The organism is Halobacillus sp. SY10 (assembly GCF_045401165.1).
GTDB lineage: Bacteria > Bacillota > Bacilli > Bacillales > Halobacillaceae > Halobacillus > Halobacillus aidingensis.
Genome location: NZ_CP174345.1, coordinates 1,655,938 through 1,682,691 on the forward strand (window position 1 = coordinate 1,655,938; position 26,754 = coordinate 1,682,691).

25 protein-coding genes and 1 riboswitch are annotated in these 26,754 nt (G+C 47.3%); of the genes, 20 read left to right on the top strand and 5 right to left on the bottom strand.

Translation table 11 applies throughout. From position 1 onward, the window contains the following. The first annotated feature begins 146 nt into the window (after positions 1-146). The 4 genes from ACJA3J_RS08520 to ACJA3J_RS08535 all read left to right on the top strand — a co-directional run bounded on the left by ACJA3J_RS08520 (position 147) and on the right by ACJA3J_RS08535 (position 4,737). Positions 147-1,049: an SDR family oxidoreductase gene (locus tag ACJA3J_RS08520; RefSeq protein WP_406946028.1), complete on the top strand. Its 903-nt coding sequence runs from the start codon at positions 147-149 to the stop codon at positions 1,047-1,049. Next, the gene (locus tag ACJA3J_RS08525; RefSeq protein WP_406946029.1) at positions 1,003-1,743 is read left to right on the top strand and encodes an alpha/beta hydrolase; all 741 of its coding nucleotides are present in this window, start codon (positions 1,003-1,005) and stop codon (positions 1,741-1,743) included. The genes ACJA3J_RS08520 and ACJA3J_RS08525 overlap by 47 nt, the downstream gene beginning before the upstream one ends. An 81-nt stretch (positions 1,744-1,824) precedes the next feature. Continuing rightward, positions 1,825-1,925: riboswitch (TPP riboswitch) on the top strand. An 88-nt stretch (positions 1,926-2,013) separates the two neighbouring features. After that, on the top strand, positions 2,014-2,580 hold the full coding sequence (gene thiT / locus ACJA3J_RS08530) for an energy-coupled thiamine transporter ThiT (RefSeq protein ID WP_089651055.1): 567 nt from the start codon (positions 2,014-2,016) through the stop codon (positions 2,578-2,580). Between the two features lie 708 nt (positions 2,581-3,288). Continuing rightward, positions 3,289-4,737, top strand: a complete 1,449-nt coding sequence (locus ACJA3J_RS08535) for a phospholipase D family protein (RefSeq protein ID WP_406946030.1) — start codon at positions 3,289-3,291, stop codon at positions 4,735-4,737. 37 nt (positions 4,738-4,774) lie between these two features. On the opposite strand, the gene ACJA3J_RS08540 is transcribed toward ACJA3J_RS08535, so the two are convergent. Next, positions 4,775-5,122 carry a general stress protein gene (locus ACJA3J_RS08540; protein ID WP_089651057.1) on the bottom strand — a complete coding sequence of 116 codons (348 nt, stop codon included), beginning with the start codon at positions 5,120-5,122 and terminating at the stop codon, positions 4,775-4,777. A gap of 287 nt (positions 5,123-5,409) precedes the next feature. On the opposite strand from ACJA3J_RS08540, the gene ACJA3J_RS08545 reads away from it, so the two are divergent. The 6 genes from ACJA3J_RS08545 to ACJA3J_RS08570 all read left to right on the top strand — a co-directional run bounded on the left by ACJA3J_RS08545 (position 5,410) and on the right by ACJA3J_RS08570 (position 11,813). After that, on the top strand, positions 5,410-6,270 hold the full coding sequence (locus tag ACJA3J_RS08545) for a DUF1028 domain-containing protein (protein ID WP_115893188.1): 861 nt from the start codon (positions 5,410-5,412) through the stop codon (positions 6,268-6,270). A gap of 234 nt (positions 6,271-6,504) precedes the next feature. Beyond that, complete coding sequence (locus ACJA3J_RS08550; RefSeq protein ID WP_406946031.1) at positions 6,505-8,088, top strand: L-lactate permease; 1,584 nt, start codon at positions 6,505-6,507, stop codon at positions 8,086-8,088. 79 nt (positions 8,089-8,167) lie between these two features. Further along, positions 8,168-8,872 carry a FadR/GntR family transcriptional regulator gene (locus tag ACJA3J_RS08555; protein ID WP_406946032.1) on the top strand — a complete coding sequence of 235 codons (705 nt, stop codon included), beginning with the start codon at positions 8,168-8,170 and terminating at the stop codon, positions 8,870-8,872. An 80-nt stretch (positions 8,873-8,952) separates the two neighbouring features. Next, positions 8,953-9,669 (top strand): (Fe-S)-binding protein, encoded by a 717-nt coding sequence (locus ACJA3J_RS08560; RefSeq protein ID WP_406946033.1) that lies wholly within the window; start codon positions 8,953-8,955, stop codon positions 9,667-9,669. Positions 9,670-9,684: 15 nt separating this feature from the next. Beyond that, a complete protein-coding gene (locus tag ACJA3J_RS08565; protein ID WP_406946034.1) occupies positions 9,685-11,112 on the top strand; it encodes a LutB/LldF family L-lactate oxidation iron-sulfur protein in 1,428 nt (475 codons plus the stop codon). After that, positions 11,109-11,813 (top strand): lactate utilization protein C, encoded by a 705-nt coding sequence (locus ACJA3J_RS08570; RefSeq protein ID WP_406946035.1) that lies wholly within the window; start codon positions 11,109-11,111, stop codon positions 11,811-11,813. Before ACJA3J_RS08565 ends, ACJA3J_RS08570 begins: the two co-directional genes overlap by 4 nt. A 127-nt stretch (positions 11,814-11,940) precedes the next feature. Here the strand turns inward: ACJA3J_RS08570 and ACJA3J_RS08575 are convergent, their stop codons facing one another. Further along, a complete protein-coding gene (locus tag ACJA3J_RS08575) occupies positions 11,941-12,201 on the bottom strand; it encodes a hypothetical protein (RefSeq protein ID WP_089651064.1) in 261 nt (86 codons plus the stop codon). Positions 12,202-12,407: 206 nt separating this feature from the next. Between ACJA3J_RS08575 and ACJA3J_RS08580 the strand changes: the two genes are divergently transcribed. The 9 genes from ACJA3J_RS08580 (at position 12,408) to ACJA3J_RS08620 (ending at position 21,451) form a co-directional block, all read left to right on the top strand. Then, on the top strand, positions 12,408-12,998 hold the full coding sequence (locus ACJA3J_RS08580) for a metalloregulator ArsR/SmtB family transcription factor (protein WP_089651065.1): 591 nt from the start codon (positions 12,408-12,410) through the stop codon (positions 12,996-12,998). A 60-nt stretch (positions 12,999-13,058) separates the two neighbouring features. Beyond that, on the top strand, positions 13,059-14,273 hold the full coding sequence (locus ACJA3J_RS08585) for an MFS transporter (protein ID WP_406946036.1): 1,215 nt from the start codon (positions 13,059-13,061) through the stop codon (positions 14,271-14,273). A 293-nt stretch (positions 14,274-14,566) separates the two neighbouring features. Next, entirely contained in the window at positions 14,567-15,370 is an 804-nt protein-coding gene (fdhD, locus tag ACJA3J_RS08590; RefSeq protein ID WP_406946037.1) for a formate dehydrogenase accessory sulfurtransferase FdhD, read from the top strand. Further along, positions 15,363-18,299, top strand: a complete 2,937-nt coding sequence (gene fdhF, locus ACJA3J_RS08595) for a formate dehydrogenase subunit alpha (RefSeq protein ID WP_406946038.1) — start codon at positions 15,363-15,365, stop codon at positions 18,297-18,299. The genes fdhD and fdhF overlap by 8 nt, the downstream gene beginning before the upstream one ends. Then, complete coding sequence (locus tag ACJA3J_RS08600; RefSeq protein WP_406946039.1) at positions 18,299-18,763, top strand: DUF1641 domain-containing protein; 465 nt, start codon at positions 18,299-18,301, stop codon at positions 18,761-18,763. The genes fdhF and ACJA3J_RS08600 overlap by 1 nt, the downstream gene beginning before the upstream one ends. A gap of 566 nt (positions 18,764-19,329) precedes the next feature. Then, positions 19,330-19,710 carry a sporulation protein gene (locus tag ACJA3J_RS08605; RefSeq protein ID WP_244157047.1) on the top strand — a complete coding sequence of 127 codons (381 nt, stop codon included), beginning with the start codon at positions 19,330-19,332 and terminating at the stop codon, positions 19,708-19,710. Between the two features lie 28 nt (positions 19,711-19,738). Continuing rightward, on the top strand, positions 19,739-20,527 hold the full coding sequence (locus ACJA3J_RS08610) for a TerC family protein (protein WP_406946040.1): 789 nt from the start codon (positions 19,739-19,741) through the stop codon (positions 20,525-20,527). Between the two features lie 94 nt (positions 20,528-20,621). Beyond that, positions 20,622-20,783, top strand: coding sequence for a hypothetical protein (locus tag ACJA3J_RS08615; RefSeq protein WP_406946041.1), 162 nt, complete (start codon positions 20,622-20,624; stop codon positions 20,781-20,783). A gap of 215 nt (positions 20,784-20,998) precedes the next feature. Further along, the gene (locus ACJA3J_RS08620) at positions 20,999-21,451 is read left to right on the top strand and encodes an RDD family protein (protein WP_089651135.1); all 453 of its coding nucleotides are present in this window, start codon (positions 20,999-21,001) and stop codon (positions 21,449-21,451) included. A 54-nt stretch (positions 21,452-21,505) separates the two neighbouring features. Here the strand turns inward: ACJA3J_RS08620 and ACJA3J_RS08625 are convergent, their stop codons facing one another. Next, the gene (locus tag ACJA3J_RS08625; RefSeq protein ID WP_089651071.1) at positions 21,506-21,982 is read right to left on the bottom strand and encodes a DUF456 domain-containing protein; all 477 of its coding nucleotides are present in this window, start codon (positions 21,980-21,982) and stop codon (positions 21,506-21,508) included. 246 nt (positions 21,983-22,228) lie between these two features. Next, positions 22,229-23,233 (bottom strand): aldo/keto reductase, encoded by a 1,005-nt coding sequence (locus tag ACJA3J_RS08630; protein ID WP_089651072.1) that lies wholly within the window; start codon positions 23,231-23,233, stop codon positions 22,229-22,231. Positions 23,234-23,342: 109 nt separating this feature from the next. On the opposite strand from ACJA3J_RS08630, the gene ACJA3J_RS08635 reads away from it, so the two are divergent. Beyond that, positions 23,343-25,697, top strand: a complete 2,355-nt coding sequence (locus ACJA3J_RS08635) for a penicillin acylase family protein (RefSeq protein ID WP_406946042.1) — start codon at positions 23,343-23,345, stop codon at positions 25,695-25,697. On the opposite strand, the gene ACJA3J_RS08640 is transcribed toward ACJA3J_RS08635, so the two are convergent. Next, the gene (locus ACJA3J_RS08640) at positions 25,698-26,180 is read right to left on the bottom strand and encodes a cell division protein (RefSeq protein ID WP_406946043.1); all 483 of its coding nucleotides are present in this window, start codon (positions 26,178-26,180) and stop codon (positions 25,698-25,700) included. Positions 26,181-26,754: the final 574 nt, after the last annotated feature.

Below are 26,754 nucleotides of genomic sequence, written 5' to 3' on the forward strand. Positions count from 1 at the left end.
TTAATATGTCTAAAACCATACAATATGTATCGGAATTATGCCGTGACATGCCCATATGGATCTGTTTAGCTTTTATGGAAAGAGGAGAATAAGGGTGTGACATCGAATGATATGGGGTAACGACTAGCACAAGGGGGAGTCAGAATATGAAACAAACCGTACTCATTACAGGAGCATCCAGTGGATTCGGTTTCCATACAGCTGTGAAATGTGCACAAAAAGGTTTTCGTGTCATCGCCACGATGAGAAATGTAGAAAAGGCCTCCGCGTATGAAACGCTCGACGAGGAGGTACAAAAACGCATTGAAGTATGGCCATTGGATGTGACAGATGCACAGTCGCTCGAGCGTTTTTCAGAAAAAGTGAACACGCTGGAACGACTGGACGTACTCGTCAATAACGCCGGTTATGCGGTCGGCGGATTTCTTGAACAGGTGCCGCTTGAAACGTACCGCAAGCAATTTGATACGAACGTTTTCGGTGTCATTGCCGTAACTAAAGCGGTTCTGCCATTAATGCGCAAACAGGGGAGAGGAAAGATTTTAAATGTCAGCAGTGTGAGTGGCTTGATCGGTTTTCCGGGTTTATCTGCCTATGTTTCTTCCAAACATGCATTGGAAGGATTATCGGAAAGTCTCCGTTTCGAAGTGAAACCGTTCGGAATTGATGTCGCTTTGATCGAGCCAGGCTCATATCAGACGAACATTTGGTCTTCAGGGCTTTATATGCCGGAAGAAGTGCAGGATCCGGAATCTCCTTATGCTGAATACATAAAAGGGTTGTGGAGTGCGCTCAACAAAGAATCGCATGGAAATCCCCAGGATGTGTCTGACCTGATGACTGGATTGATGGAGAAAGAATCGCTTGGGAAACTACGCTATCCGATCGGTGCCGGGGTAAGGACGAACGTCTGGTTCAAGCGCTTGCTGCCATGGAGCTGGCTGGAAAAGACCGTGTTACAAAAAATTCTTGGAAAAGAGAAAGCCAAAGGAGTGGGATTGAATGGAAAAAGTGATGCATGGAGCGGAGGAGATGCGCTTCGAGGGTAATGAAGTCGGCATTCTCGTATCTCACGGGTTTACAGGAACGACGCAAAGTATGAAGCCTTTAGTTGAAACCTATGCTAGAGCTGGGTACACCGTTTATTGTCCGAGGTTAAAAGGCCACGGAACAAGCCCGGAAGATATGGAATCCACCTCTCATATGGATTGGGTGCATTCAGTAGAAGAAGCGTACACCTGGTTAAAAGAAAGGTGTTCGAAAATATTTGTCGTAGGGTTATCCATGGGGGGAACCCTTGCTTTATATATGGCGAGTGAGTACCGGGACATTGAAGGAGTCATTCCAATCAATGCGGCCATTGATATTCCCGCACTTGAAAATAGCCAGGGAACGGACGAACGCTTTTTAGATGCGATCGGCTCGGATATCAAGGATCCTGCAACTGTCGAGCTTGCGTATGACCGCACACCGGTGAAATCGATCGGAGAGCTCGTCGGATTGATGGGCAAGGTGAAGGACAGGCTTGATGAAATTCATTGCCCGATTATGATTTTCGTATCGGATGAGGATCACGTCGTTCCTCCTCACAATTCAGAAGTCATCTTCGAATCGGTATTTTCTGAACACAAAGAGATCATCCATCTGGAAAACAGTTACCATGTGGCGACCCTTGATCATGATAAGGATATGATCATCGAGCGTACCCTGGAATTTTTCCAAATGTACACGAACACGAAGTGATTGCCCGGGAAATATAAAAGGTTTTGTAATCTAGTAAAAAGTTTATTATAATAGAGACAAATCAAGAAAAGTAAACGGTATAAAGCCTTCAAGGGGAGCCTCCGGCTGAGAGTGAACGTTAATGTTCTGACCCTTCGAACCTGTCAGTTAGCACTGGCGTAGGGATGGCGGCTTTTTTGATGGTGCAATGCAGAATTGGGACTCCTCCATCAGGAAGCTTCCCTATTTGGCGTTGCTTTTTTTGTGTCTTTTTTTAGGAGGAATGTTGAAATGAGAAATCGTCGCGTTTTATTTCTCGTAGAGATTGCGATTTTTTCAGCACTCGCACTATTGTTGGATATCATCCCGTTTTTATCGTTTAAACTGTGGGCGCAGGGAGGATCAGTATCTTTTGCCATGGTCCCAGTCTTCATCATGGCTTTCCGCTGGGGGGTAAAAGGTGGTGTCACCACGGGTTTGCTTTTAGGAATCTATCAAATCATGACAGGCGCCTATATTATGACCCCTCTTCAGGCGTTTCTTGACTATGTCGTCGCCTTTGCTGTGATTGGAACGGCTGGATTAGTAGCTAAACCGCTATGGAATGCGATCAAATCGAAAGAGTCCCGTCGATTGGTCGGATGGATTATTGTCGGCTGCCTGATCGGAAGTGTGCTGCGCTTTTTCGGACACTTTTTTGCAGGCATCGTTTTTTACGGCGAGTTCGCCCCTGAAGGCCAGCCGGTCTGGCTGTATTCCCTCGTCTATAATGGTGGATACATGCTTCCGGCGTTTATCTTAAGCAGTATCGTCGTCAGTCTCCTATTTGTAAAACGACCAACACTATTAAGCCATTAATAAGAATCCCCCGTTTGATGTTTCGGCATCGAACGGGGGATTTTAGTTATTTCTTTATCATTGTTCCATAAACGCTCCAGTTTGTGGAAGATTCAGTTTCCAGATAACCGGGGTTCGTTTGCCTTATTTAGAGTCAGGGGTTGTTGGGAAGCCACTCGCTTTCCTGTGGGGGAGCGCCGAGCTTCCTCAGGCTATCGCCTTGCGGGATCTCGCCTGTCTCCTTCTCCCACGGGAGTCTCGCAGCTTCCCAACAACCCCATTCCATGTGGAACAGAAACGAACCCTATACCAAGATGAGGGGTGTTCACACCATACTCAGATGTAGGCATAAGAGGCTCTATATCAGGCTTTCTGGGGAGAGTATGATGTTATCCATTTTGCTTGAGTACACAAGCAGCGTTTCCAGAAATAGTTTCGAGACACTTACATGGCAAAGGGGCGGAGGGGAATGGCGAGACTCCTGCGGGAAAAAAGTGCTTGGTGAGACCCCGCAGAGCGAAGCTCGAGGAGGCTCACCGCGCTCCCGCGGAAAGCGAGCTATTCCCCGTAGCCCCCACCCAATCAATAAAAGTCTCGAAATCGAGTCTTCAACAATCCTGGCATATAGTCGAATAAAATGTATTTTATTTGATTTTTTCTTCTATCGAGGTTTGAAACAGGCGATTATAGTGAAAATAAGATAAGCACTTTAGTTGGGGAGGCTACGTAATGGACCGTTTAAAGCGGATAGGGAAAAGTAAGTGGTTTTGGATCATCGTCATCATTATAGCTATTTTAAGTGTTACGATTGCTTATCATACTTCATGGAAAGCTCTTCCTGAGGGGATTTCTTATGAAGGGGAAAAGCACAAGATGGAAAATATCGAGTTTTTCCGTGATTTAACATACGAAAATGAAGCAGGAAAGACCGTGCATGACCTTCAGGTTTTCGAAGAGATCAATCAAACCATATCGGAAGCTGAAGACTTTATTGTAGCGGATATGTTCTTATTCAATGGCTACACAAATGGGAAAAACGAGTTTCCACAGATCTCCAGTAATTTAGTGGATGCCATCTTAAAAAGGAAAAAGGAAGTGCCTGATTTGAAGGTTGTTTTCATAACCGATCAGATCAACACGGTTTACGGGTCGTATGAATCGGAGACGATCAAGCGTCTGGAAGATGGCGGGGTCGATGTCGTTTTGACCAATTTGAATAAATTGAGAGATTCGAATCCTTTATACTCGAGCGTCTGGCGGCTGTTGTTTTCATGGATGGGTACCGGAGACAACGGTTGGATTAGTAACCCTATGGCCAAAGAAGCTCCGGATGTGACGCTCAGATCGTATATGAAGCTGTTGAACATCAAGGCGAACCATAGGAAAATCCTTGTGACAGAGAAATCTGCGATTGTCTCGACAGCGAATCCTCATGATGCCAGTGGTTATCATGAAAACGTGGCGTTCAAGATGACGGGGCCGATCATCAAAGATATTTTAGAAGCCGAAGAAGCCGTTGTTAACTATTCAGGGGAGGCTGATTTTCCTGAATATGAGAACCGTAATTGGGAGGCAAAGGAAGGTCCTCTGACGACTCAATTTGTAACGGAAGGGAAAATTTATCGAGCGATTCTCGATGAATTGTCTGCAGCAGGTGAAGGGGATACCGTCTGGCTCGGGATGTACTATCTGGCTGATAAGAAAATCATGAGTTCGCTTGATGATGCAGCCAACCGCGGAGCTACGGTGAACATTGTGATGGACCCAAACAAAAAGGCGTTTGGTCATGAAAAAACCGGCATTCCTAATTTACCTGTAGCTGCCGAGTTGCAGCGCCTGGGTAATGAGAATATCCATTTGCGCTGGTATGACGTCAATATCGAGCAGTATCACACGAAAATGCTGTACATCGACCATCCTGAGGATGATGTCATCATCGCGGGGTCTGCGAACTATACGCGTCGTAACCTATCCAATTTAAACTTGGAAGCCGATGTTGTCATCAAAGGGAATGGAGAAGAACAAGTATTTACAGATGTAAATGATTACTTTACACGTATTTGGAATAATGAAGATGGACATTATACGGCTGACTATAAAGAATACCAGGATAATTTAACATTCATCCGTTATGCCACCTATTACTTGCAGAAATGGACATGGTTTACCACATACTGATAGAAAAGGAGCGCACATTCCGTGCGCTCCTTTCTTTTTATAATAGGGTTTCTGCTTTAGCAGGGTTTGTCACGATAAGGAGAACTTTCCCTTCATCCAGATCTTCTTCGTATTCTTCTGCTTCCTGTTCAGAAAATCCGATTTCCTGAAGTTTTGTACGTAGTTCGTCGCCCTGTTTGCTGAAGAGATTGCTGATTACGTTTTTGATGTCCTGTTCGGAAAGGCCGATGGTATTGGCGTTGACGTTTTTAGCAATGCGGTCTGTACGGTCGTCATCGTGCGACAGGATGTAAATGTCTTTGTTGTCGATGCCTTCGTCTTTTAAGCGCTTCACATCTTCCATCAGTTTTTCATCATTTGTGTATTCACGCACTGTTGGTTTCATCTTTGATCTCTCCCTTTTTCTAATAGCTGCTACGGTATGGAATGTACCCGGGTGGAGATGAATTAAACGTGTGAATGCGCAGAGGTTTTATCAATCAAAACGAAAAGGTTATCAATCAAAACGTAAAAATATCAATTGAAAATTTCATATATCAATTAAAAATTCAATAAATCAACTGAAATCCAGATATATCAATTAAGTTTCTAATCGCTAAAAACTCCCAAACCGAAATTTTGCAGGAATTTGTCCAAACATCCCGAATTACATATAAGATTGGAGGGAAGAAAATGAAATCAAAGATCATCGCTACGTTTTCTATTTGTGCTCACGACCCTGAAACAGGGGAGTGGGGCGTTGCCGTACAGTCGAAGTTTTTAGGTGTTGGATCGATTGTTCCGTGGGCGAAAGCAGGTGTGGGGGCAATTGCTACCCAGGCGCTTGGAAACCCCCAGTATGGGCCGGACGGACTGAACCTGCTCGAACAAGGGCTTTCAGCTGAGGAAGTGATCGAGCGGTTAACTTCTGAGGATCCACAAAAGGAAGACCGCCAAGTCGGAATTGTCGATGCGAAAGGAAACGGGGCTACGTTTACAGGTAAGGAGTGCTACGAGTGGGCTGGCGGCAAAGTCGGCAAACACTATGCCGCTCAAGGAAACATCCTTGTGAATGAGGAGACCGTCACCGATATGGGGGAAGCTTTTGAACATGCAAAAGGTTCTCTTGCTGATCGTTTGATGACAGCCATCAAAGCCGCTCAGCGTGCTGGGGGAGACAGCCGCGGGAAACAATCGGCAGCCATCCTCGTTGTTAAAGATAAGGCAGGATATGGGGAACTCAGCGATGTCGCTGTCGATCTCCGAGTCGATGATCATCCGGAACCGATTGAAGAACTGGACCGAATCTATCAGCTGCACCAACTCTATTTCGGGGCATCTGATTCTGATGATGTCGTAGGACTGGATGGTGAGGTGAAGGCAGAGGTCGAAAGTCACTTGCGTCGTCTCGGTTATCTCGAATCAGAGGACGTTACCCTTGATGAGTTTTACGATACGTTCACAACATACTTGCACACGGAAAACTTCGAAAGCCGTGAGCAGGAGCGCGGTAAGATTGATTTGAAAGTTCTTGAATACATGAAAAATCAATGAGTGTGAAAGCCGTACATGAGAGATGTACGGCTTTTTGATTGAACTATTTTCTAGGAATCCTTTTACCTAATAGGGAAAAGTTCAGCAACTTTTGTCTTTTCTGTGAAATTCATAAAAGCGTTTGCAAAAACCACATCATCGATATAAAATATAAGTAAAGCAGGTCATCTGATGACCTTACTTTTATACATGTATTGAAAGCGTTGACAAATCGTGTGGTGGGGGAGGATTTATATGATTTTATTCGTAGCTTTGAGTGCGATACTCGCTCCTTTTATTTTTCTGGTCCTTTTACGAATGCCGGCGAAGAAAGGGATGTTGTATAGCGCATTGATTGTGATCGGCCTTGCTTACTTCGTATGGGGTGTGGGGGAGAGGGTGATTGCTGCCTCTATACTGGAGGGCGCGCATAAGACGTTAACCATCCTGTTTATTTTATTTGGAGCGATTGTTCTTTTGAACACATTAAGGAACACGGGCGCGGTGGACCGGATCAATCAAGGATTCCGGAGCATTTCCAAAGATATGAGAGTGCAGATTGTCATTGTGGCCTTCTTATTCGGCGCCTTGATCGAAGGGGCCGCGGGTTTTGGGACGCCGGCGGCTGTGACAGGGCCGTTGATGGTAGCTTTAGGATTTTCACCACTGGCTGCCGCGGCCATTGCGCTTATAGCGGATAGTTCAGCGGTTTCTTATGGAGCAGTTGGCACGCCGATCCAGGTCGGATTGAGTAATATTCCGGGAGCAGATCTTTCTTTTTACAAAGAAATTGGAGTACAAGTCGCGTTTTTTGATCTGTTTGCAGGAAGTTTCATTCCACTTATTCTTGTAGTCATTCTAACCGTCTTTTTTGGGAAGCAGCGGAACCTCAAAGATATTAAACAAATGATTCCTTGGACACTTTTGATCGGTTTCACCTATACATTATCCGCTTACCTTTATGCAAGCATTTTCGGTCATGAGTTCGTCGCGATTTTAGCTTCTTTGACCGGCCTGCTCGTCGCCACCTTTACGGCGAAGAAAGGTTTTCTGCTTCCTGATGAACCTTGGCAGGAAGCCCTTCAAGAGGAAAAGGGGGCCAATGAACCTGTCTCTATGAGCTTGTGGGCGGCTTGGGCTCCTTATGTGATCATTGTCTTGCTCTTGCTTGTGACAAGGATTGTTCCATCAGTCAAATCATTCGCGTTGACCTGGGTTGATCTTTCCTGGGCGGATATTTTAGGTGTGGAAGGGATTACGTCCTCTTGGCAAGTGCTTTATTCTCCGGGTTCTGTATTAGTCTTTGCTGCCATCATGGCGGTCGTTGTGCAAAAGAAGTCCTTTGACCGGTTTACGAAGGCGGCGAAAGAATCCGTTCTCTCCATGAAGGATGCGGCTTTAGCGTTAGTTGCGACACTTGCGCTTGTTCAGGTGTTTACGAATTCAGGAATGAACGCTCAAGATCTTGTGAGCATGCCCCAGTACATCGCCCAGACACTCGCCGCGGGATTCGGGTCCATGTGGGTCATGGTTGCTCCTTTTCTTGGCCAGCTCGGAGCGTTCATTACCGGAAGCGCTACGGTCTCAACGCTGACGTTTTCACCCGTTCAGTACAGTATTGCTCAGGAAACGGCTCTTGCAAAAGATACCGTGTTGTCCTTGCAGGTCCTCGGTTCAGCGGCAGGAAATATGATTTGTGTGCATAATGTCGTAGCTGCAGGTGCGGTCGTAGGACTCGCAGGAAAAGAAGGGGATATCATTAGAAAAACGATCGGCCCTGCTTTGTTGTATGGGCTGCTTGTCGGAACCGCTGCTCTTGTTTATCTTTTCTTTACTTAGAAATCGCTTTCTCTTTTAAAGGATATGGTTTTCGATTAGAATAGTAGCAAGAGACAAGCGAAACTTTGGAGGAAACAGCGTGAATTATAAACCGATTCGTACGAAAAAAATATATGAACAAGTAGCCGATTCGCTTTTGGATTCATTGAAAAAAGGGGAATTGAAGCCGGGAGACAAGCTGGACAGTGTCGAGAGCCTGGCTAGCAGCTTCAGTGTCGGAAGGTCGGCGATCCGTGAGGCGTTAAGCGCACTGAGAGCCATGGGAATTCTTGAAATGCGCCAGGGGGAAGGAACGTATGTGAAGGCCTTCGATCCTTCGAGGTTTTCTTTACCCGTATCCGTCGCTTTTTTGATGAAACAGGACGATATGAAAGATTTGATGGAAGTGAGACATATTCTGGAGGTCGGCGCTGCTGGGACAGCTGCCCGGACGAGGCAGGAGGATGACCTCAGAGCGATGGAGCAGGCCTTGGCGGATATGGAAAAAGCGAAAGGAAACGGGGAGCTCGGCGAAAAGGCGGACCTCGAATTCCATATTGCCCTTGTTAAAGCGACACAAAATCAGATTTTGATTAATCTGATGAACAGTGTTTCTGAAATTATGATGCAGGCCATGAGGGAAACCCGCAAACTTTTGCATACGCCGCAAGGAACGAACCGTCTGCTGAAGCAGCATAAACAAATTCTGGATGCGGTCACAGCTCAAGATGAAACCTTAGCCCAAGAGGCGATGGTCCGTCACTTGGAAAGTGTGGAAGAACATTTAGCTGAATATTTATCATAAAAAGGATTCTGTTGTCAGTATCCTTTCTCAAATGTTAAGTCATCTGATGACCTTATGTGTAAAAAGGAGGATATACCCTTATGAAGGTTTCATTATTTATTACCTGTCTTTGCGATACGTTCACACCAGACGTCGGGAAAGACACGGTCCAACTGCTCGAACGCTACGGATGTGACGTGGATTTTCCTGCCAACCAGACCTGTTGCGGCCAACCGGCATTCAACAGTGGATACAAGCAAGAATCGATCAAAGCGATGAAACAAATGATCCGAGCCTTTGAAGCATCACAATACGTGGTCGGCCCATCCGGTTCCTGCGTGCAGATGATCAAGGAGTATCCACATGCGTTGAAGGATGAACCGGAGTGGCGCGAACGAGCACAGGCTGTCGCGGAGAAAACATATGAACTGACGCAGTTTTTAGTAGAAGTTCTGCACGTGGAGGATGTGAAGTCGACGTTTCAAGGGACAGCGACGTATCATCCGTCCTGTCATATGACACGTCTTTTAGGAGTGAAGGATGCGCCAAGAATTTTACTGGAAAACGTAGAAGGGTTGCATTTGATCGAGCTTCCGATGAAGGAAGATTGCTGTGGGTTCGGGGGCACGTTCGCTGTGAAAAATGCGGCCGTGTCTGGTCAAATGGTGGATGAAAAAGCCCAGCATATCGATGAAACCGGGGCTGAATATCTCATTGGCGGTGATATGGGCTGCCTGATGAATATGGGTGGATGCATGAGCCGGAACAAACAGGACGTGAAAGTACTGCACATCGCTCAAGTGCTGAACAGCCAATAAGAAAGGAGAAATCACATGGGAATTAAAATCGGGGATAAGCCGTATGCCGAACGGATTCAGGCCGGGATCGAAAATAGTTTTATGAGACAAGCCGTATCTTCGGCTCAGGGCCGTTTCCGAAGCGGACGTTTGAAAGCGGCCGAAGAACTCGGCGATTGGGAAGATTGGCGGACGCTTGGCGAAGAAATCCGTCATCATACGATGGAAAACCTGGACTACTATTTGCATCAGCTGAGCAAACAAGTGGAAAAGCGAGGCGGAACGGTATTTTTTGCAGAAACCGCTGAGGAAGCGAACGCTTACGTCCAGGAAGTCGCGAAGAAAAAGCAGGCACGCAAAGTTGTGAAATCAAAGTCGATGGTCACAGAAGAAATCGGCTTGAATGAAGCCTTGGAAAAGAGCGGCTGTGAGGTGGTGGAATCAGATCTAGGGGAGTGGATCTTGCAGCTCGATGAAGATCCCCCGTCCCACATCGTCACCCCTGCCCTTCATAAAAATAAAGAACAAATCCGCGAAACGTTTGCGAATAAAAAGGGCTATACGAAAACCGATCAGCCCGAAGAACTGGCCGCCTTTGCCCGCGAACAGCTCCGAAAAGATTTTCTGGAAGCAGACCTCGGTGTGACGGGATGTAACTTCGCTGTCGCTGAATCCGGAGCGGTCACGCTTGTAACGAATGAAGGAAACGCCCGCATGGTCACTTCCCTTCCTGATACCCACATTGCCGTCATGGGCATGGAGCGCGTCGTTCCAACATGGGAAGAGTTGGAAGTCGTGGTCAGCTTACTTACGAGAGCGGCCGTTGGCCAAAAACTGACGAGTTACATCACGGCACTTACAGGAACAAGGTTAGAAGACGAAACAGACGGGCCGGAGGATTTCCATCTCGTCATTGTCGATAACGGACGTTCGAAAATTCTAGGGACAGAATTTCAGTCTGCGCTGCATTGCATTCGCTGTGCCGCCTGTATCAATGCCTGCCCGGTGTACCGGCATGTGGGCGGCCACTCTTACGGTTCCATCTATCCCGGTCCAATCGGTGCTGTCTTAACACCACTCCTCGACGGGTACGAAGACCATAAAGATTTGCCTTATGCATCTACGCTGTGCGCCGCCTGCACAGAGGCATGTCCTGTGAAGATTCCGCTTCATGAACATTTGATCCGGCACCGCGAAATCATCGTTGAACGGGAACAAATGGGGGCGAAGTCTGAAGAATGGATGATGAAAGGATTCGCCAAATGGGCATCCACACCTGCTGCCTATAAAATGAGTACGAAAATGGCGAGAACAGCGATGAAACCGTGGACGAAAGACGAGCAGATCGAAAAAGGTCCGGGCCCGCTGAAAGGATGGACGGAGAGCCGCGATTTTCCTGCCCCCGCGAAGAAGAACTTCCGGGAATGGTACAAACAACGAGAAAAAAGGAGGGGAGAAGCATGACCGTTCATAATCGGACATCGTTTCTTGATCGTGTCGCCGAGAATCTTGGCCGGGAGCGGCGTACAGAAGTGCAAGCTCCCGTGTATTCCGTACAGCCGCAGGACCGTGTTTTCCAAGGAGCCACCCAGGACGAACTGATCGAAAAGTTGGAAGCCCAATGCAGCGTCATTCATACCTCCTTCGATCGAACAACACGCGCTGCTCTTGGTGACTCCTTACAAAAAGTGCTCGCTTCGTTTGAAGGTTCCAGGAAAGTCATCAGCGCAGGAGGTCCGAGGTTGGATGAATTTGGGTTGCCCGGTATTTATGATGAGCTACGGGAAGAAGGCTTCGACTTTCGCATTTGGAATGACCAAGAAGGCGACGTAACCTTTGCCGAACAGGCAGGCGTCGGGATCGTCTTCAGTGACATCACCCTTGCAGAATCCGGGACGGTGACCCTTTTCAACGATAAACATAACGGTAGATCCATCAGCCTTCTCCCGGAAACGTTTATCGCCATCATTCCGAAAAGTACGTTGGTACCGAGAATGACGCAGGTAGCGCGGGTGATTCATGAACAGGAACAGAAAGGGAACCCTGTTTCGTCATGCGTCAGTTTTATTACAGGACCGAGCAACAGTGCGGATATTGAAATGAACTTGATCGTAGGTGTTCACGGACCTGTAAAAGCGGCCTATATTCTGGTGGAAGATTTATAGTGGTTGGGATAACGAAAAGCACCCGGTATGGGGTGCTTTTTTTTGATGGGAAATAGTGGAATCATCTATAATCAAACCGACATTTTAGAACCTTCTCCATTCACTTCCTCCTTCTCCAATGATTCAGTTATCCCATCACAATGGAGAGGAAGTTAATAAACGTAAACCAACCGAGTGAAGCTAAGCTTAGTGACAAGACGGAAACGCTCAATAGAGGGTGCTTTTTGGATCGTAAAAGATGGATGCTGGAATAGAAAAGGCTCGTGATGAATATAAAACCGAGCAAAATGTTCCACTCCATGGACATCCTTAGTCCGAAATCAAAAAGGGCATGCGCGATATAAAATACATGTACAACTAATAAAAACAAGAAAAATTGCTTTTTCATAAAATGCTCCTCTCCAGCACATTTGAACTTTATCCTCATTTTTCCAAACCTAGATCTTAAGCTCCATTATTTCAAAACTAGAAAAATTATACAAATCGTTTAGATATTAGGATTCTTCCAATTCCATGGGACTTGTCGTTATTGACATTTTCAACTAATTAGATTACTGTTTAATTAGATATACATTTAATTAGTGGGGTGGAAAGATGCAATTAGAAAAAATGGTCGCGTTTCATAAAGCGGTGGGAGATCCGACACGGTTAAGGATCATCGCACTTTTACGAAAGGGACCTCTGCACGGCCAGGCAATCGCAGGGAAGCTGGGATTGCGCCCGCCGACAATTACCCATCATTTGAAGAAGCTGAAAGATACAGGGGCGGTCTACTCGAGAAGGGATAAAAATACGATTTATTTTTATTTGAATGAACAGAATTTGGAATTCATGACGACCGCTATATTAAGGATTGGAGATGGTGAACGAGTGGTAGCCGAAGAATTGAAAGTAGATGCAAAAGATCAGGCGAAAATCATTAAAAATTTTGTCACGGTGGAAGGGAAACTGAAACAGATGCCAAGCCAGCTGAAGAAGAAAAACGTCATTCTTTCTTATTTTGTCCAATGGTTTGAACATGGAAAAACCTATGACGAGAAAGAGGTCAATGAATATATCAAAACATTCTTCGATGATTTTGCGACCGTCAGACGGGAATGGATCATGCAGCAGTTCATGTACAGGGAAAACAATCAGTATGAGCTGAACCCTGTGGAAATGTGGCCGGTCGTCGTCCAAAGGTGACGACATGGCTTCTTTTTTTGAAAATCTAATTAGATGTATATCTAACTGGTTGTGGTTTGTATGATACGCACGCATTCTTATCGTTATCTGTTTTATTCAGGGATCGTCAATGGGATCGGTGACCGCTTCAGTCAGGTAGCGGTTTTGACGCTTCTTTTACAACTGACCGGTTCAGGGTTGGCGGTAGGAGCGGCTCTTGGGTTAAGGGTGGTTCCCTACTTGCTGTTATCCCCGCTCGGAGGAAGGCTGGCCGATCGTTTTCACAAAAAGTGGCTGCTTGTGCTGACAGACGTGTTCAGGATTCCGTTTGCCCTCAGTTTTTTGCTGGTGGATACGAAGGAGATGGTGTGGCTCGTCTTCACGACGATGTTCGTCCTGGCTTGCGGGGAGGCTGTTTATCAGCCGGTACGGAAAAGCTTGATTGCTACGATTGTAGAAAAAGAGGATTTGGTGAAGGTGAATGGCTGGGAGCAGCTGCTGCTTGGAGTCGTTTTGATCGCCGGCTCCATTACAGGTGGCGTGGTCGCATATGTCTTCGGAACTTCATTCGCCTTTTGGCTTAACGGCCTTTCTTTTGTTGCGGCAGCTGTACTGGTTCTCCCTCTAAAGCGACCTCCATCGAGCAGCCATTTTGAAAAAGAAGAAACGAAAAAACGCGTCCATTGGGAAGGGTGGATGATTTTTGTTGTTGTCATTCAGCTTGTCGGCGCTACGATGGATGGGGCGTTCAATGTCTTAATCAGTGTATATGGGGCCGAAACGTTTCATCTTGGCGAACTTGGCGTCGGTTTCTTATATGGAGCTCTCGGCACAGGGCTGGTGGCCAGTTTCTTTTTTTCTAGTAAGATTAAAACCTATGGTCTCCCGTTATGTCTGGCTCTCCTTATCGTCGAAGGGATGCTCCATCTGCTCGCCAGCCGTATGGCCAATTTTCCTGGTTTGTGGATGACGTTCGTATCGATCGCCTTGATCGGTGGTGTATGGGGCGCTCTGCTGGATGCTTTTCTCATGAAAAATATGAAAGCCGAAGATCAGGGGCGTGTTTTCGGTTGGATGGAATCATGGACTAACGTTCAGCTTGGGCTCATGATGTTTGCCTCCGGTTGGTTTTTAGATGTGTTCAGTGCCCGCACCCTTGGTTTGTGGGGAGGGGGGATCGGAATCATTGGAGGTGTTTGGCTGCTATTCTTCTATTTTCAATTTAGAAAAAGGCAAGCTTTCACATCAGTTGAAGAGGGAAGTGATGTATCCTGCCGCAATAAAGAGCGCGAATAGAACGATGAAAATGAGAACGATCGATAAAATAATGCCGCGGATTTTTCGAATGATTTGAAATAGGGTTTCTAGTACATTCATTGCCATCACCACTTTTCATAAGTTTATTTTATTTGTTACCTTCCCATTAATTGTAATTATAAACGCCAGCAAAAAAGGGAAATGGACACGAAAAGAGAAGATATTAAAGAGAATAATCACCCAGGCACCTGTCCAACTTTTCCAATGGCAGGTGTTTGTTTTGTCGAAAGAACGGGAATAAGTTAGGGAACGATTGGTAAGGGGGTAAAAAATTGGGGACGAGGTCGTGGCAGATTCATAGATTTCGAGAGAGAGAATGGTCCTCTGAAGAAGATGAAGTCGCTATCGAGTATCCACTCACGGTGACCGTCAACGGGGAAGAATTCGCGACGATGGTCTGCACTCCGATGGACAAAGAGGAAATGGTCATCGGATTCCTCGCATCCGAAGGTCTGATTCGGAATGTGAAAGAAATCAAGGAGATGACCATCGATGAAGACCGTGGGTTTGCTTATGTGGAAATAGTGAAGAGCCTTCCGGAGATGCAAAGTGGTCAAAAAAGGTGGCTGGGATCCTGCTGTGGGAAAAGCCGGGCGTTTTATTTTCAAAGCGATGCGGCGACAGCCCGTACAGCCATGGATGAGAGTACCTTCGATCCTGATGTCTGCTACAAATTGATGGAAGAGTTCCAGTCCCAGGCGGGCATGTTCCAACGGACGGGCGGGGTGCACCAGGCAGCCATAGCCACAGAAGATGGAATAGTGAAAGCGTATGCGGACATCGGCCGTCATAACGCGCTGGACAAATTGTATGGTTTTTTATTGAAAGAAAACGTAAGCAGAAAAGGGAAGATCATTTTATTTACAGGCAGGATTTCTTCAGAAGTCCTTTTGAAAATATCGAAAATGGGGTTTGGTGTCCTGTTGTCCAAATCGGCACCGACAGATTTAGCCCTTCAGCTTGCGGATGATTTGAACATTACGGCTGTCGGATTTTTACGGGGGGAGCGGATGAATGTGTACACTCATCCGAGGCGTATTGCTGCAGCCAGTGGAGGAGGAGTAACGATTGAATGAACACACGGTAGTGACGATCAACGGAAAAGAATTTTTGGCTGAACCGGGGCAGAATCTGCTTCAACTGATGAACGAGGCGGAAGAACAGGTGCCGCAAATCTGCTACAACGAATCGCTGGGTCCGATCCAGACGTGTGATACGTGTATCGTCCAGGTCGATGGCGAACTGACGCGCGCATGCGGCACGAGTGTGAAAGCAGGGATGAAAGTCCAAACGAAACTTCCTCATGTACATAAAGCACAGAAGGAGTCGTTGGACCGCATTTTGGAAAAACACGAATTGTACTGTACGGTTTGTGATTACAACAACGGCTCTTGTGAGATTCACAATACGATGGCAGAGTTTGGACTGGAACATCAGTCCCGTCCGTTTCAGCCGACGAGTTATGAAAAGGACGACTCCGGTTCTTTTTACCGCTATGACCCGGATCAGTGTATCCTCTGCGGTCGCTGCGTCGAGGTCTGTCAGGATGTCCAGGTGAACGAGACGCTGACGATCGATTGGGATCGCAAGGAACCACGTGTCATCTGGGATAATGATGTGCCGATCGACGAATCGTCCTGCGTCAACTGCGGGCAGTGTTCCACCGTCTGTCCTTGTAACGCAATGATGGAAAAAGGGATGGAAGGCGATGCCGGATTCTTAACCGACACCGAGCCTGGGCTTTTGAAGTCAATGATCAATTTGACGAAAAAAGTAGAGACGGGCTATGGTCCGCTTTTCGCTGTATCTGATACGGAAGCAGCGATGCGCGAAGAAGTCATCCAAAAGGAAAAAACGGTCTGCACGTACTGTGGTGTCGGCTGTTCCTTCGACGTATGGACGAAAGGAAGAGAAATCCTTAAAGTCGAACCGAGCGCCGAATCTCCGGCGAATGGGATTTCGACATGTATAAAAGGGAAGTTCGGCTGGGACTACGTCAATAGTGAAGAACGTCTGCAAAAGCCGCTCATCCGTCGTGGCGACCATTTTGAAGAAGTCGAATGGGACGAAGCGATCGCCCATGTCGCTGATCGTATGACAGAGATCAAGGAAGAAAAAGGCGCGGACCACCTGGCATTCATTTCTTCATCGAAAGCGACGAACGAAGAATCTTATGTGATGCAGAAATTGGCCCGTCAAGTTATCGGGACGAATAACGTCGATAACTGCTCCCGTTACTGTCAGGCACCAGCGACGAAAGGATTGTTCCGTACAGTCGGATATGGGGGAGACTCCGGATCGATCGATGATATCGCCGCAAGTAAACTGGTCTTAACGATTGGATCGAATACGGCAGAATCCCATCCAGTTTTAGCTTCTAGAATTAAACGTTCCCAAAAGCTGTTCGGGCAGAAACTCTTCGTCTTTGATTTGAGAAAGCACGAAATGGCGAAACGCGCCGACCGCTTTTACCAGCCGAAGACAGGTACGGATCTCGTCTGGCTTTCCGCTGTTGCGAAGTACATTCTTGACCAAGGTTGGGAAGATAAGAGCTTCCTTGAGGAATGGGTCAATGATTTTGACGCATACCGCGAAAGCTTGGAGCCGTTCACGATGGCCTATGCCTCCGAGTTGACCGGCATCCCTGAACAGGAATTGAAGGATGTCGCGAAAGAAATCGCCCATTCGGAATCTGTAGCCATCTGCTGGGCCATGGGTGTCACGCAGCATATGCTCGGAAGTGATACGAGTACAGCCATCAGTAACCTGCTTCTTATTACAGGGAACTACGGCAAGCCGGGAACAGGGGCTTATCCACTCCGCGGCCACAATAACGTGCAGGGATGTAGTGATTTCGGAAGCATGCCGAACTTCTTCCCTGGTTATGAAGCGACTTCAGATGATGACGTCCGCGCCCGCTATGAAAAAGCGTGGGATGCGACGATTCCGAAAGAGCCGGGTATGGATAACCACGAAATGATCGAGGCGATCCATAATGATGAGCTTTCCATGATGTACGTCATGGGTGAGGACACAGGGGTTGTCGATTCCAACATTAACTACGTAACGGCAGCTTTTGAAAAGTTAGATTTGTTCATCGTACAGGATCTTTTCTTAACAAAAACCGCTGAATACGCGGATGTTGTGCTGCCAGCATCTCCAAGCCTTGAAAAAGAAGGAACGTTCACGAATACCGAACGCCGCATCCAACGTCTGTATCAGAGTTTCGAGCCGCTTGAAGGAACGAAGCCGGACTGGCAGATCATTCAACTGATCGCAAAAGAACTGGGACGTGACTGGAACTACCAGCACCCATCTGAAATCATGCACGAAGCAGCAGGCCTTGCACCATTGTTTGCGGGTGTCCATTACGATCGTCTTGAAGGGTACAAGTCCCTGCAATGGCCGGTCGCAGAAGACGGATCCGATCAGCCGCTCTTGTTCACGGAAGGATTTCCTTTTGAAGATAAAAAAGCGAAGCTGTACCCACTGACGTATGAGCTGATGTATGATACGGATGAAGAATACGACCTGCATGTGAATAACGGGCGTCTGCTCGAGCACTTCCACGAAGGAAACATGACATATAAATCTGAAGGAATTAGACGGAAAACTCCGAACGCCTTCATTGAAGTGTCGCAAGAGCTTGCGAAAGAACGTGGCATTGAAGAAGGAGCCGAAGTGAAGCTGATCTCAGAAGCAGGAGAAGCGACAGGCACCGTTACCGTCACCGACCGTGTCCGTGGCAATGAACTGTTCCTGCCACTGAATGACAATGGCAAGTCAGCCATCAACTATTTGACAGATAACCGTGTGGATAAAGATACGGATACACCAGCATATAAGGAAATCGCGGTGAAGATGAAAGTGTTGAAGAAAAAAGGCAAGTCGCCGATCCCACACAACAACCACCGCCGCGGGAATCCTGTTCCGCAAAAAGGTGTCAAAGTACAGGAAAAATGGAAGCGTGAAGATTATATATTCCCAGGCAAGGGGGGACGATGATGGCCAAAGCCATTACGAAAATCAAAAGGTATGAAGTATCAAGGGAAGACCAGATCGAGCAGGATGTCCGCGTAGTGAAAGAAGCCGTCGCCGACAACAAAGATTCTCTTTTGAAGGGGATTGAATTGCTGAAGGCGCTCGACAACGGAGGAACCCTGGATTCTGTGACCGCTTTTGTCAAAGCGAAAGATGAAGCCTTAGCGAACGTTGTGAAAGAAATCGATAAGGATCAATACGAACCTTTGCTGCGCAACCTGCCTGAACTCGTCTTCCTGTTAGGAGAGATCAATGTAAGCGGCATCCGTGAGCTGAGCTCACGATTGAATCACGGTCTGGAAGCGATGGAAGGAGAAGGGACGACCGACAAGACGTCGTTCCTGGACCTTGCCAAAGCGTTGAAAGACCCGGAAATCAACCGCAGCATCACGATGCTCCTCCATTTTCTGAAGGGCATGGGAAGGTAACAAACGTAGAGGGTGAAGCCATAATGGCTTCACCCTCTTTTTTTAACTAAGCTCGCTGGGGAAATTACTGATAAAGTCAGTAAAGTCACCGATAAATGTGCGAAACCCACCGATAAAAGCCCGGAAGTCGCCGATAAAATCTCGAAACCCACTGATAAAAGGTTAAAACCCACCGATAAGGATTCGCGCCATACAACACCGCTGGGTAGAGACTAGCTTCTTACCCATTACTGGCTTCTCGGTGGCAGCGTCCTCTGCCATATCGAAACCATACAAAAAGCTTGAAAAAAAAGAAAAAAAGAATTGACATTTTTCTGAAAATTAAATATGATTAAGTTACAGTCAACGAGTGAAAACTGTGCTCAATAGAGCTTATATAACTCCAAAGGGGAGTAGCTTGCAGTTATGTCGTCATTACGTGGCCCATCCGGCCTCCGGCATACCTGGCAACGTAACGTTGTTCGCGAGACCTTTGCCATGATGGTGAAGGGATATGATGAAGAACTCTCAAAAACCTTTACCATCTGTTGGTAAAGGTTTTTTTATATTCATAGGAGGGATTTTCATTGTTAACGAAATGGATGAATGGATTATGGGGCGGTAAGCCGAAGGTGGATCTAGTTCTGGACTCAAAAGGAGAGGATCCCTATGTTTTGTCAGGAATCTTTCAACTCTCTGGAAGTTGGAGAAAGCAGAACATCAAGCGTCTCGAATGCGATTTGGTCGTCGTTGAGCGGGGGAGGAAGCCTCTATTGGTAGAGCCGGTCACCACTGTCCTCATGACACGGACAATGGAAGCGGGAGGGTATGATGAGTATCCCTTCCGCTATGAACTGCCGCGAAATCTTCCTCTATTATCAGAGGGGAAATCTTATAAACTGCAGACGCGGCTGGTCTATGAAAACAATGCTAAAAGTTTTGATCATGATGAGATCGTCGTAAACTAAAAAACTTAAAAAATAAGGAGTAAAGAAGATGGACTTCGGTTTAGTTATGGAATACAGCTGGGTGTTGTTGATTTTGATCGGTCTTGAAGGGATTCTTGCTGCGGATAATGCGCTCGTCATCGCGACGATGGTGAAACACCTTCCTGAGGAAAAGAGAAAGAAAGCCTTATTTTACGGGTTAGCCGGTGCCTTTTTGTTCCGTTTCGGTTCTTTGTTTCTCATTTCCTACCTCGTTACCATTTGGCAGGTGCAGGCCATCGGAGCCCTCTATCTTATTGGGATCGCGGTCTATCATTTATTGAAGAAGCATGTGCTTAAACCTAAAATCAAACAAGCCAAAACCATGGAAAGAAAAGGATCAGGGTTCTGGGCTACGGTTATAAAAGTGGAGCTTGCAGATATTGCCTTTGCGGTCGATTCCATCCTTGCAGCAGTTGCTTTAGCCGTAACCTTACCTTTGACAAGTCTCCCGCAAGTCGGAGGATTGGATGGTGGTCACTTCGCTGTCATTCTTGCCGGGGGAATCATCGGTCTTGTCATCATGCGGTTTGCGGCCAGCTATTTTGTCGGATTGCTTGACCGCCGTCCGGGCCTTGAAACAGCCGCTTACATGATCGTTGGCTGGGTAGGCGTCAAGCTTGCCGTCTATACGATGGCCCACCCGGAAATCGCGTTTTTATCCGAAGGTTTTGCGAAAAGCGCTCCATGGAAAATCACGTTCTGGTCGATTCTATTGTTGATTGCTGTTGGCGGCTGGTTCTTATCTAAGGAAAAGAGCGAGGATAGGAATAAGTCTGAGGTAAAAGACGTTTCATGAAATAAGCGTATGTCCACTAAATGATTGTCACTCCTGGATGGTGCTTGCTATACTTGTTTTGGCAAGTGACGAAAGCCGTTGTAGGAGGGGGAATATGGGGGTTTTATGGGTAATCATGGGTTTTGCGCTCTTTTTATATCTTGTTTTCCAAGTGAGCTATATGGAGAAATTGTTAAAAAAGCAACAAGCAGATGTTGAGGAAACCAAATCCTTACTGAAAGTCCTGATTAAAGAACAGCAGAGAGAGAAAAAATGAACGAAACGATGGGCATGAAAAATCTCAGAGAAACAACCTCTGGGATTTTTTTCATTTATCACTAAATGGGAAGCATAAAATTTAGAGAGGCTTGGATGATGATCTTCACTATTGTGGCACTTTTCACAAAAGCGTTCTCGTTTGAAAATACCAATATCATCCATAATAATGAGTACATATACATAGGTAGAACAAAAGTAGCAACAGGAATGGTCATGGGGGGATGGAACTTGGAAAATCCAGCTGGTTTTTGGAACAGAGTCGGCGCAAGGTTTTTAGATGGGTTCATTTTGGCTGGCTTTTTCGGAGTCATAACGGGTGAGTTCGTTGTTCGGGAAAGTTTCACAGTTATCGATGTATTGTCGATTTTTTATGCCCTTCTTCTGCCGCCGATATGGTATGGCTATACGCTTGGCAGAAGAGCATTGGGAAACAGAATTGTCAAAACCGATGGTTCAGATGTTACTTTTATCAATATCGTCTTACGTGAGCTTGTCGGGGGGTTATTGTACTTTGTGACGTTCGGGATCGCTCTCGTCGTCAGCGCCTTCATGGTCGGACTAAGGGAAGATAAAAGAGGGGTCCATGATTTTATCGGCGGCACCTATGTGACGAAGGATGCGCCCAATGATCGTGACCGGTCCGAATACGATGAACTTAACGCATAAAAAAAGAAACAAAAAAATCTCAGAGCCATGAACTCTGAGATTTTTCTATCGCGTTTAAATGTCAAAGAAAAACCAGATAATGAGAATCGCCTGAATGATGATTTTGGCAACCGTCCCGCTGAGAAAGCCAAACAGAGAGCCGATGGCTGCTTTAAAGGCCTCTTCCGACGATCGTTTCTGCACAAGTTCCACAACGATGACGAGCACGAATGGAATGACGATGATGCCGAACGGCGGAATAATAAACGATCCGATGATGACACCGATCGCCGCTGATCGCTCGCCCCATTTACTTCCACCGTATTTTTTCACGAAGTAGCTGTTGGCAATGATGTCAGAGACGATGAGCAGTATAGTTAAAACGACCGCTCCGATCCAGAAGAAGACCGATAGCCCGCTGCCATTGATGAAAAACGCATAAGCAAGGAATCCGATCCACAGCACGAGCGGTGCCGGTATGATTGGAAAAATGACGCTTGCAAAACTAGCGATGAAGCAGGCGATGATGATCACCCAAATAAGTATATCCATAAACGTGTACCTCCTGAGTTTCTGTTCCTTTCCTTTATACGATTGACGAGAATAAAAGTTTCTAAACTTTTATGGGTTTCTAGTTTTCTATGCTCGTTCAACCTTTCAATGTCCTCTAACGCAAGCTCAATGTCCCGTAACTCTACTTTAATGCGCCCTAACGCAGTCTCAACGTTCTCTAACTACGGTTCAATGTCCTCAAACTTAAAAACGGACCCTCCTACGAGAGAGGGTCCGCCCAAAATTTTATTTTAAGCCTAATTCCTGACGATCAGGGGGAGCCATGAACTCCGGCCCCACGGGATCATTCACGTGTTTCAGCAAAATTTCATCAATGTCGTGTCGTGTTTCTTCATCGATCGTAAAGCTGTCTACGCCGTCAATCGGGTTGAGCTGATCAGGACGGCGTCCTCCCATGAGGGCGATGCCGGAGCCTGGCTGGTCAAGCACCCATCGGATGGCGAGCTGTAGGACGCTTTTGCCAAAACGGTTTTCAGCGAGCTGTTCGAGTTCGTTTACAGCGTTCAAATACTGCTTGAAGCGTGGCTGTTGGAATTTTGGATCATTGTTTCTCAAGTCGTCGCCTTCAAACTCACGTTTTGTGGACATTTTTCCTGACAACAGTCCACGGCATAACGAGCCGTAGGAAATGGTCGTGATGTTATGGTCCTGGACGTAAGGGAGTGTTTTCGACTCGATGTCCCGTTCGAACAGGTTGTACGGCGGCTGTAACGTGTGCAGCGGCGCCGCTTCACGGAAGATGTCCATTTGTTCTGGTGAAAAGTTGCTGACACCGATGGCGCGGATTTTTCCTTGTTTGTACAAGTAAGATAGAGCTTCCGCTGTTTCGTGGATCGGTGTGATCGGATCCGGCCAGTGGACCTGGTAAATATCGATATAATCGGTTTTCAATCGTTTCAGTGAATCTTCGACTTCTTTATGGATGCGCTCTTTGCTGGCATTACGGAACACGGAGTCTTCGTTCCAGTCGATGCCCACTTTCGTCGCAAGCAGAAGGTCTTCACGTCGCCCATATTGTTCGACGGCTTTTCCGATGATTTCTTCTGAGCGTCCGAACCCATAAGCAGGTGCGGTATCGATCAAGTTGATGCCCTGGTCAAGCGCAGAGTGGATCGTTTTAACGGATTGTTCTTCATCCGTGCCTCCCCACATCCAGCCGCCGATCGCCCATGTGCCAAGGCCGATGCGGCTCGCTTCCATGGATGTATCACTAATTTTGATTTTTTCCATTTTTACACCTCCAAAGTCAAGCACATTCGTTCCATACCCGTTTCGAAAATTTTTTAATCTATTTTCTCGAAAATGAGATATAATGAAGAAAAGTTTTGGAGGTGGGGGAATGGAGACAGCTCGACAGATCGATCCACAAAAAAAGAAAAGGCCACGGTGGAAAAAGGCAACCTGGCTGACGCTTGGAATCATCGTGTTATTGATCGTTAGTGCTGTGATTTTTGTAAACGCTTACACGTTAAGGAGTTTGCCCGAGACCGACGGGGAGGCATCACTTGCCGGACTGGAAGCTTCCGTGACCGTGACAAGGGACGATCAGGGTGTGCCTCATATTCAGGCTGAAAACGAACTCGATGTCTTTCGCGCCCAAGGCTATGTGCAGGCGCAGGATCGGCTATTTCAAATGGAGCTTGCGCGCAGGCAGGCCTCGGGCCGGTTGAGTGAAGTGGTCGGGGAGGCGACGGTCGATCAGGACCGTTATTTCCGGACGCTCGGTCTGAGACGGGCCGCAGAAAAATCGCTGGCGGTTTATTCAGACGAAGCCGTCGAACGGCTTGAGGCGTTTGCGGAAGGGGTTAATGCGTTCATAAATAACGAACCGCTGCCTCCGGAGTTTGCGATGATGAATATCGACCCGGAACCGTGGACACCGCTCGATTCGTTGACGATCGGAAAATACATGGCGTTTGACCTTGGCGGCCACTGGGAGCGGCAGGCGTTCAACTATTATCTCATGCAGAATTTTTCTGAAGAGGAAGCGTATGAACTTTTCCCGACGTATCCGGAAGGTGCCCCGACAGTCCTTGCTGAAGCAGAAGCGGTCGATATTGTAAAAAGCTTTGCCGAAGTGATCATTCCGAACGAATTCAATGGCAGCAACAACTGGGTCGTGAGTGGAGATCGTACGGCATCCGGATCTCCGATGCTCGCTGATGACCCGCACCTCGGAATGGCGACACCATCAATCTGGTACCAGATGCACCTCGAAGCTCCCGGCTACAACGTTTCCGGAGTAATTTTTGCAGGCATCCCCGGCATCATCCTCGGACATAACGACAACATCGCCTGGGGTGTGACGAACGTCGGGCCTGATGTGCAGCAGTTATACTTAGAAAAAAGGAATCCCGAGAATCCGCACCAATTTTTATATGAAGACGAATGGGAAGAAGCGGATGTGTTCACAGAAACGATTGATGTGAAAGACGGTGAGCCTGTTGAGCTCGAGGTCGTAGAGACCCGTCACGGACCTGTAATCAGTGATTACGCGGGGGAGTCTGGAAAAGATACGCTGCTCTCGTTACGATGGACCGCTCTTGATGCGACGACTGAACTGGAAGCGGTCCTAGAAATGAACCGCGCCGATGATTGGGAGTCGTTTGAAAAAGGGTTGGAAAAATTCCTCGTTCCCGCGCAGAATTTCGTTTTTGCGAGTAAAGACGGAACGATTGCCTACAAGGCGAATGGCCAGGTGCCGATTTATAATGAACCGGATGATGCGTTGCTTCCGATGCGGGGGTGGGAGTCTGAGGATGAGTGGCAGGGGTTCGTTCCTTTTGATGAGCTGCCGCGAGTGGTCAACCCGGAAGAAGGATTCATTGCGACTGCGAACAATAAAATTACAACAGATGACTACCCTTACCATATCAGCCACAATTGGGCACAGCCTTATCGTTACGCACGCATCAGCGAAATGCTCGAAGGGGAAAATGAGCTGACGCCGGAACAATTCCAATCGATGCAGATGGATGTGAAAAACCTCCAGGCGGAAGAGTTTCTGCCTTTATTGCTTGATCATGTCGAACCTGTAACCACGATTGAAAAAGAAGTGACCGCTTTAATGGAGGAGTGGAATATGGAGGATGACCGAGCGCTCGCCCAGCCTCTGATCTTCCATCGCTGGATGGCGAACATTGAAGATGAGCTTTACAATGTAGATTTGTCCGCGGATATTCAAAAGTTTTTCAAAGGCTCCGGGCAGACGACCGATGAATTGCTGCGTATGGGGGAAGAGTCACGGTGGGTTCAAAAAGCAGGAGGCATGAATCCTATGATTTCCAATGCCTTTCATGCGACGATCGATGAAGTGGTGGAAGAATTCGGGGAAGAGCCTTCTAAATGGAAGTGGGGAGATGCTCATGCCGTCGAATTTACTCATCCACTCTCAAGCATCGGATTCCTGGAACGATTCCTGAACCCAGGCGATCCTCATCCAGTCAGTGGCAACCGGGTGACTGTTCGTGCCGCTGGTTTCAACAGCGAAGGTCTCGTCAATCACGGAGCATCGTGGCGTTTTGTCATCGACATGGATGATCCGACCGAAGCGTACCACGTCGTCGGACCAGGACAATCCGGCCATTTCAGGAGTGACTGGTACCATGATCAACTGGAAGATTGGGTGGAAGGGGAGTACCACCTGACATCCACTGAAGAAGTGGACGGCGATGTCCTGACCCTTACTCCGTAATCATTTAGGCTCAGAGTTTACCTCTGAGTCTTTTTCTTTTTCCGCCATTTTTTTCAATCCAGCGGCGCGAAGTTCTATGAAGCTTCTCATATGTTTCTCCAGAAACAGCCGATCGGCGAGCATACCGAGAGGGCCGAGTGGTGATTTATAGGCAAACGTGTCCACCATCACTGTAACTTCTGCTTTTTCGAAAAACTCATGGGTATGGGTGAACGAGTGGAAAGCTCCTTTGACCATCACATCAACAAAACGATGGGGCCGGTCCATTTCTGTGATCCGGGCCGTCAGTCGTTGGCGGATCCCGAAGTGTGTCGCTTCCCACGTTACTTCGTCTCCTTCTTCCATCAAACCTTCCGTCACCCCAGCCACCGCTTTTTCATTCGTCTTGCTGGTCGTTTGTGTGTGAACATCCACATTTCTCGCGAGATCAAAGCACACATCCACTGTTGCTTTAATAAATGTCCGCTGAACAATGACAGGCACCTCCACCAACTCCCCTCAAATATCTTTCCTACCATTATAACGCATCTCTCTTCCATCAAATAAGCTCCCTATTCTAGAAGACTCAGTTTTGAGACTTTTGTCATTAGCCGCTGGCGCCGGAACCGCATATCGAAGAGGAAAAGAGAGCAGGATGAGATCCCGCAGAGCGAAGCACGAGGAGGCTCACCGCGCTCCCACGGAAAGCGAGCTATTCCCCACAGCCCCACCCACTCAAGACTTCCCTCGCTTCTGTACGATAAGTCAACATCGAATAAACCACGTCGATATAGGATTCTTAACCATAAAAGCGCTTGTTACTGGAAGGTAGTTTCGAGAATCTTTTACGGCAAGGGACGGAGGGGAATGGCGAGACTCCTACCTTAAGTGTGGAGGCGCCTTGACCAGCGGCGTATGGACTGGACTGAGCTGGCGGAGGTAAAGGAAACTAGGCAGGACTTTGCCACAGAATTAGGCAGGGTACTATAAGAGGGATTTCGAGAACCTCATATGGCAAAGGGGCGGAGGGAAACGGTGAGACTCCTATGGGACGTGCGGGACAGCTGAGACCCCGGAA

What these genes read in the sequence shown, in the direction of transcription:
- ACJA3J_RS08625 (WP_089651071.1), bottom strand. Translation starts at nt 21,982, where the DNA reads ATGGATATACTTATTTGGGTGATCATCATCGCCTGCTTCATCGCTAGT.
- ACJA3J_RS08550 (WP_406946031.1), top strand. Translation starts at nt 6,505, where the DNA reads ATGATTTTATTCGTAGCTTTGAGTGCGATACTCGCTCCTTTTATTTTT.
- ACJA3J_RS08560 (WP_406946033.1), top strand. Translation starts at nt 8,953, where the DNA reads ATGAAGGTTTCATTATTTATTACCTGTCTTTGCGATACGTTCACACCA.
- ACJA3J_RS08540 (WP_089651057.1), bottom strand. Translation starts at nt 5,122, where the DNA reads ATGAAACCAACAGTGCGTGAATACACAAATGATGAAAAACTGATGGAA.
- ACJA3J_RS08575 (WP_089651064.1), bottom strand. Translation starts at nt 12,201, where the DNA reads ATGAAAAAGCAATTTTTCTTGTTTTTATTAGTTGTACATGTATTTTAT.
- ACJA3J_RS08615 (WP_406946041.1), top strand. Translation starts at nt 20,622, where the DNA reads ATGGGGGTTTTATGGGTAATCATGGGTTTTGCGCTCTTTTTATATCTT.
- ACJA3J_RS08620 (WP_089651135.1), top strand. Translation starts at nt 20,999, where the DNA reads ATGGGGGGATGGAACTTGGAAAATCCAGCTGGTTTTTGGAACAGAGTC.
- ACJA3J_RS08630 (WP_089651072.1), bottom strand. Translation starts at nt 23,233, where the DNA reads ATGGAAAAAATCAAAATTAGTGATACATCCATGGAAGCGAGCCGCATC.
- ACJA3J_RS08585 (WP_406946036.1), top strand. Translation starts at nt 13,059, where the DNA reads ATGATACGCACGCATTCTTATCGTTATCTGTTTTATTCAGGGATCGTC.
- ACJA3J_RS08520 (WP_406946028.1), top strand. Translation starts at nt 147, where the DNA reads ATGAAACAAACCGTACTCATTACAGGAGCATCCAGTGGATTCGGTTTC.
- ACJA3J_RS08600 (WP_406946039.1), top strand. Translation starts at nt 18,299, where the DNA reads ATGGCCAAAGCCATTACGAAAATCAAAAGGTATGAAGTATCAAGGGAA.
- ACJA3J_RS08580 (WP_089651065.1), top strand. Translation starts at nt 12,408, where the DNA reads ATGCAATTAGAAAAAATGGTCGCGTTTCATAAAGCGGTGGGAGATCCG.
- ACJA3J_RS08545 (WP_115893188.1), top strand. Translation starts at nt 5,410, where the DNA reads ATGAAATCAAAGATCATCGCTACGTTTTCTATTTGTGCTCACGACCCT.
- ACJA3J_RS08565 (WP_406946034.1), top strand. Translation starts at nt 9,685, where the DNA reads ATGGGAATTAAAATCGGGGATAAGCCGTATGCCGAACGGATTCAGGCC.
- ACJA3J_RS08635 (WP_406946042.1), top strand. Translation starts at nt 23,343, where the DNA reads ATGGAGACAGCTCGACAGATCGATCCACAAAAAAAGAAAAGGCCACGG.
- ACJA3J_RS08525 (WP_406946029.1), top strand. Translation starts at nt 1,003, where the DNA reads ATGGAAAAAGTGATGCATGGAGCGGAGGAGATGCGCTTCGAGGGTAAT.
- thiT (WP_089651055.1), top strand. Translation starts at nt 2,014, where the DNA reads ATGAGAAATCGTCGCGTTTTATTTCTCGTAGAGATTGCGATTTTTTCA.
- ACJA3J_RS08570 (WP_406946035.1), top strand. Translation starts at nt 11,109, where the DNA reads ATGACCGTTCATAATCGGACATCGTTTCTTGATCGTGTCGCCGAGAAT.
- ACJA3J_RS08535 (WP_406946030.1), top strand. Translation starts at nt 3,289, where the DNA reads ATGGACCGTTTAAAGCGGATAGGGAAAAGTAAGTGGTTTTGGATCATC.
- ACJA3J_RS08610 (WP_406946040.1), top strand. Translation starts at nt 19,739, where the DNA reads ATGGACTTCGGTTTAGTTATGGAATACAGCTGGGTGTTGTTGATTTTG.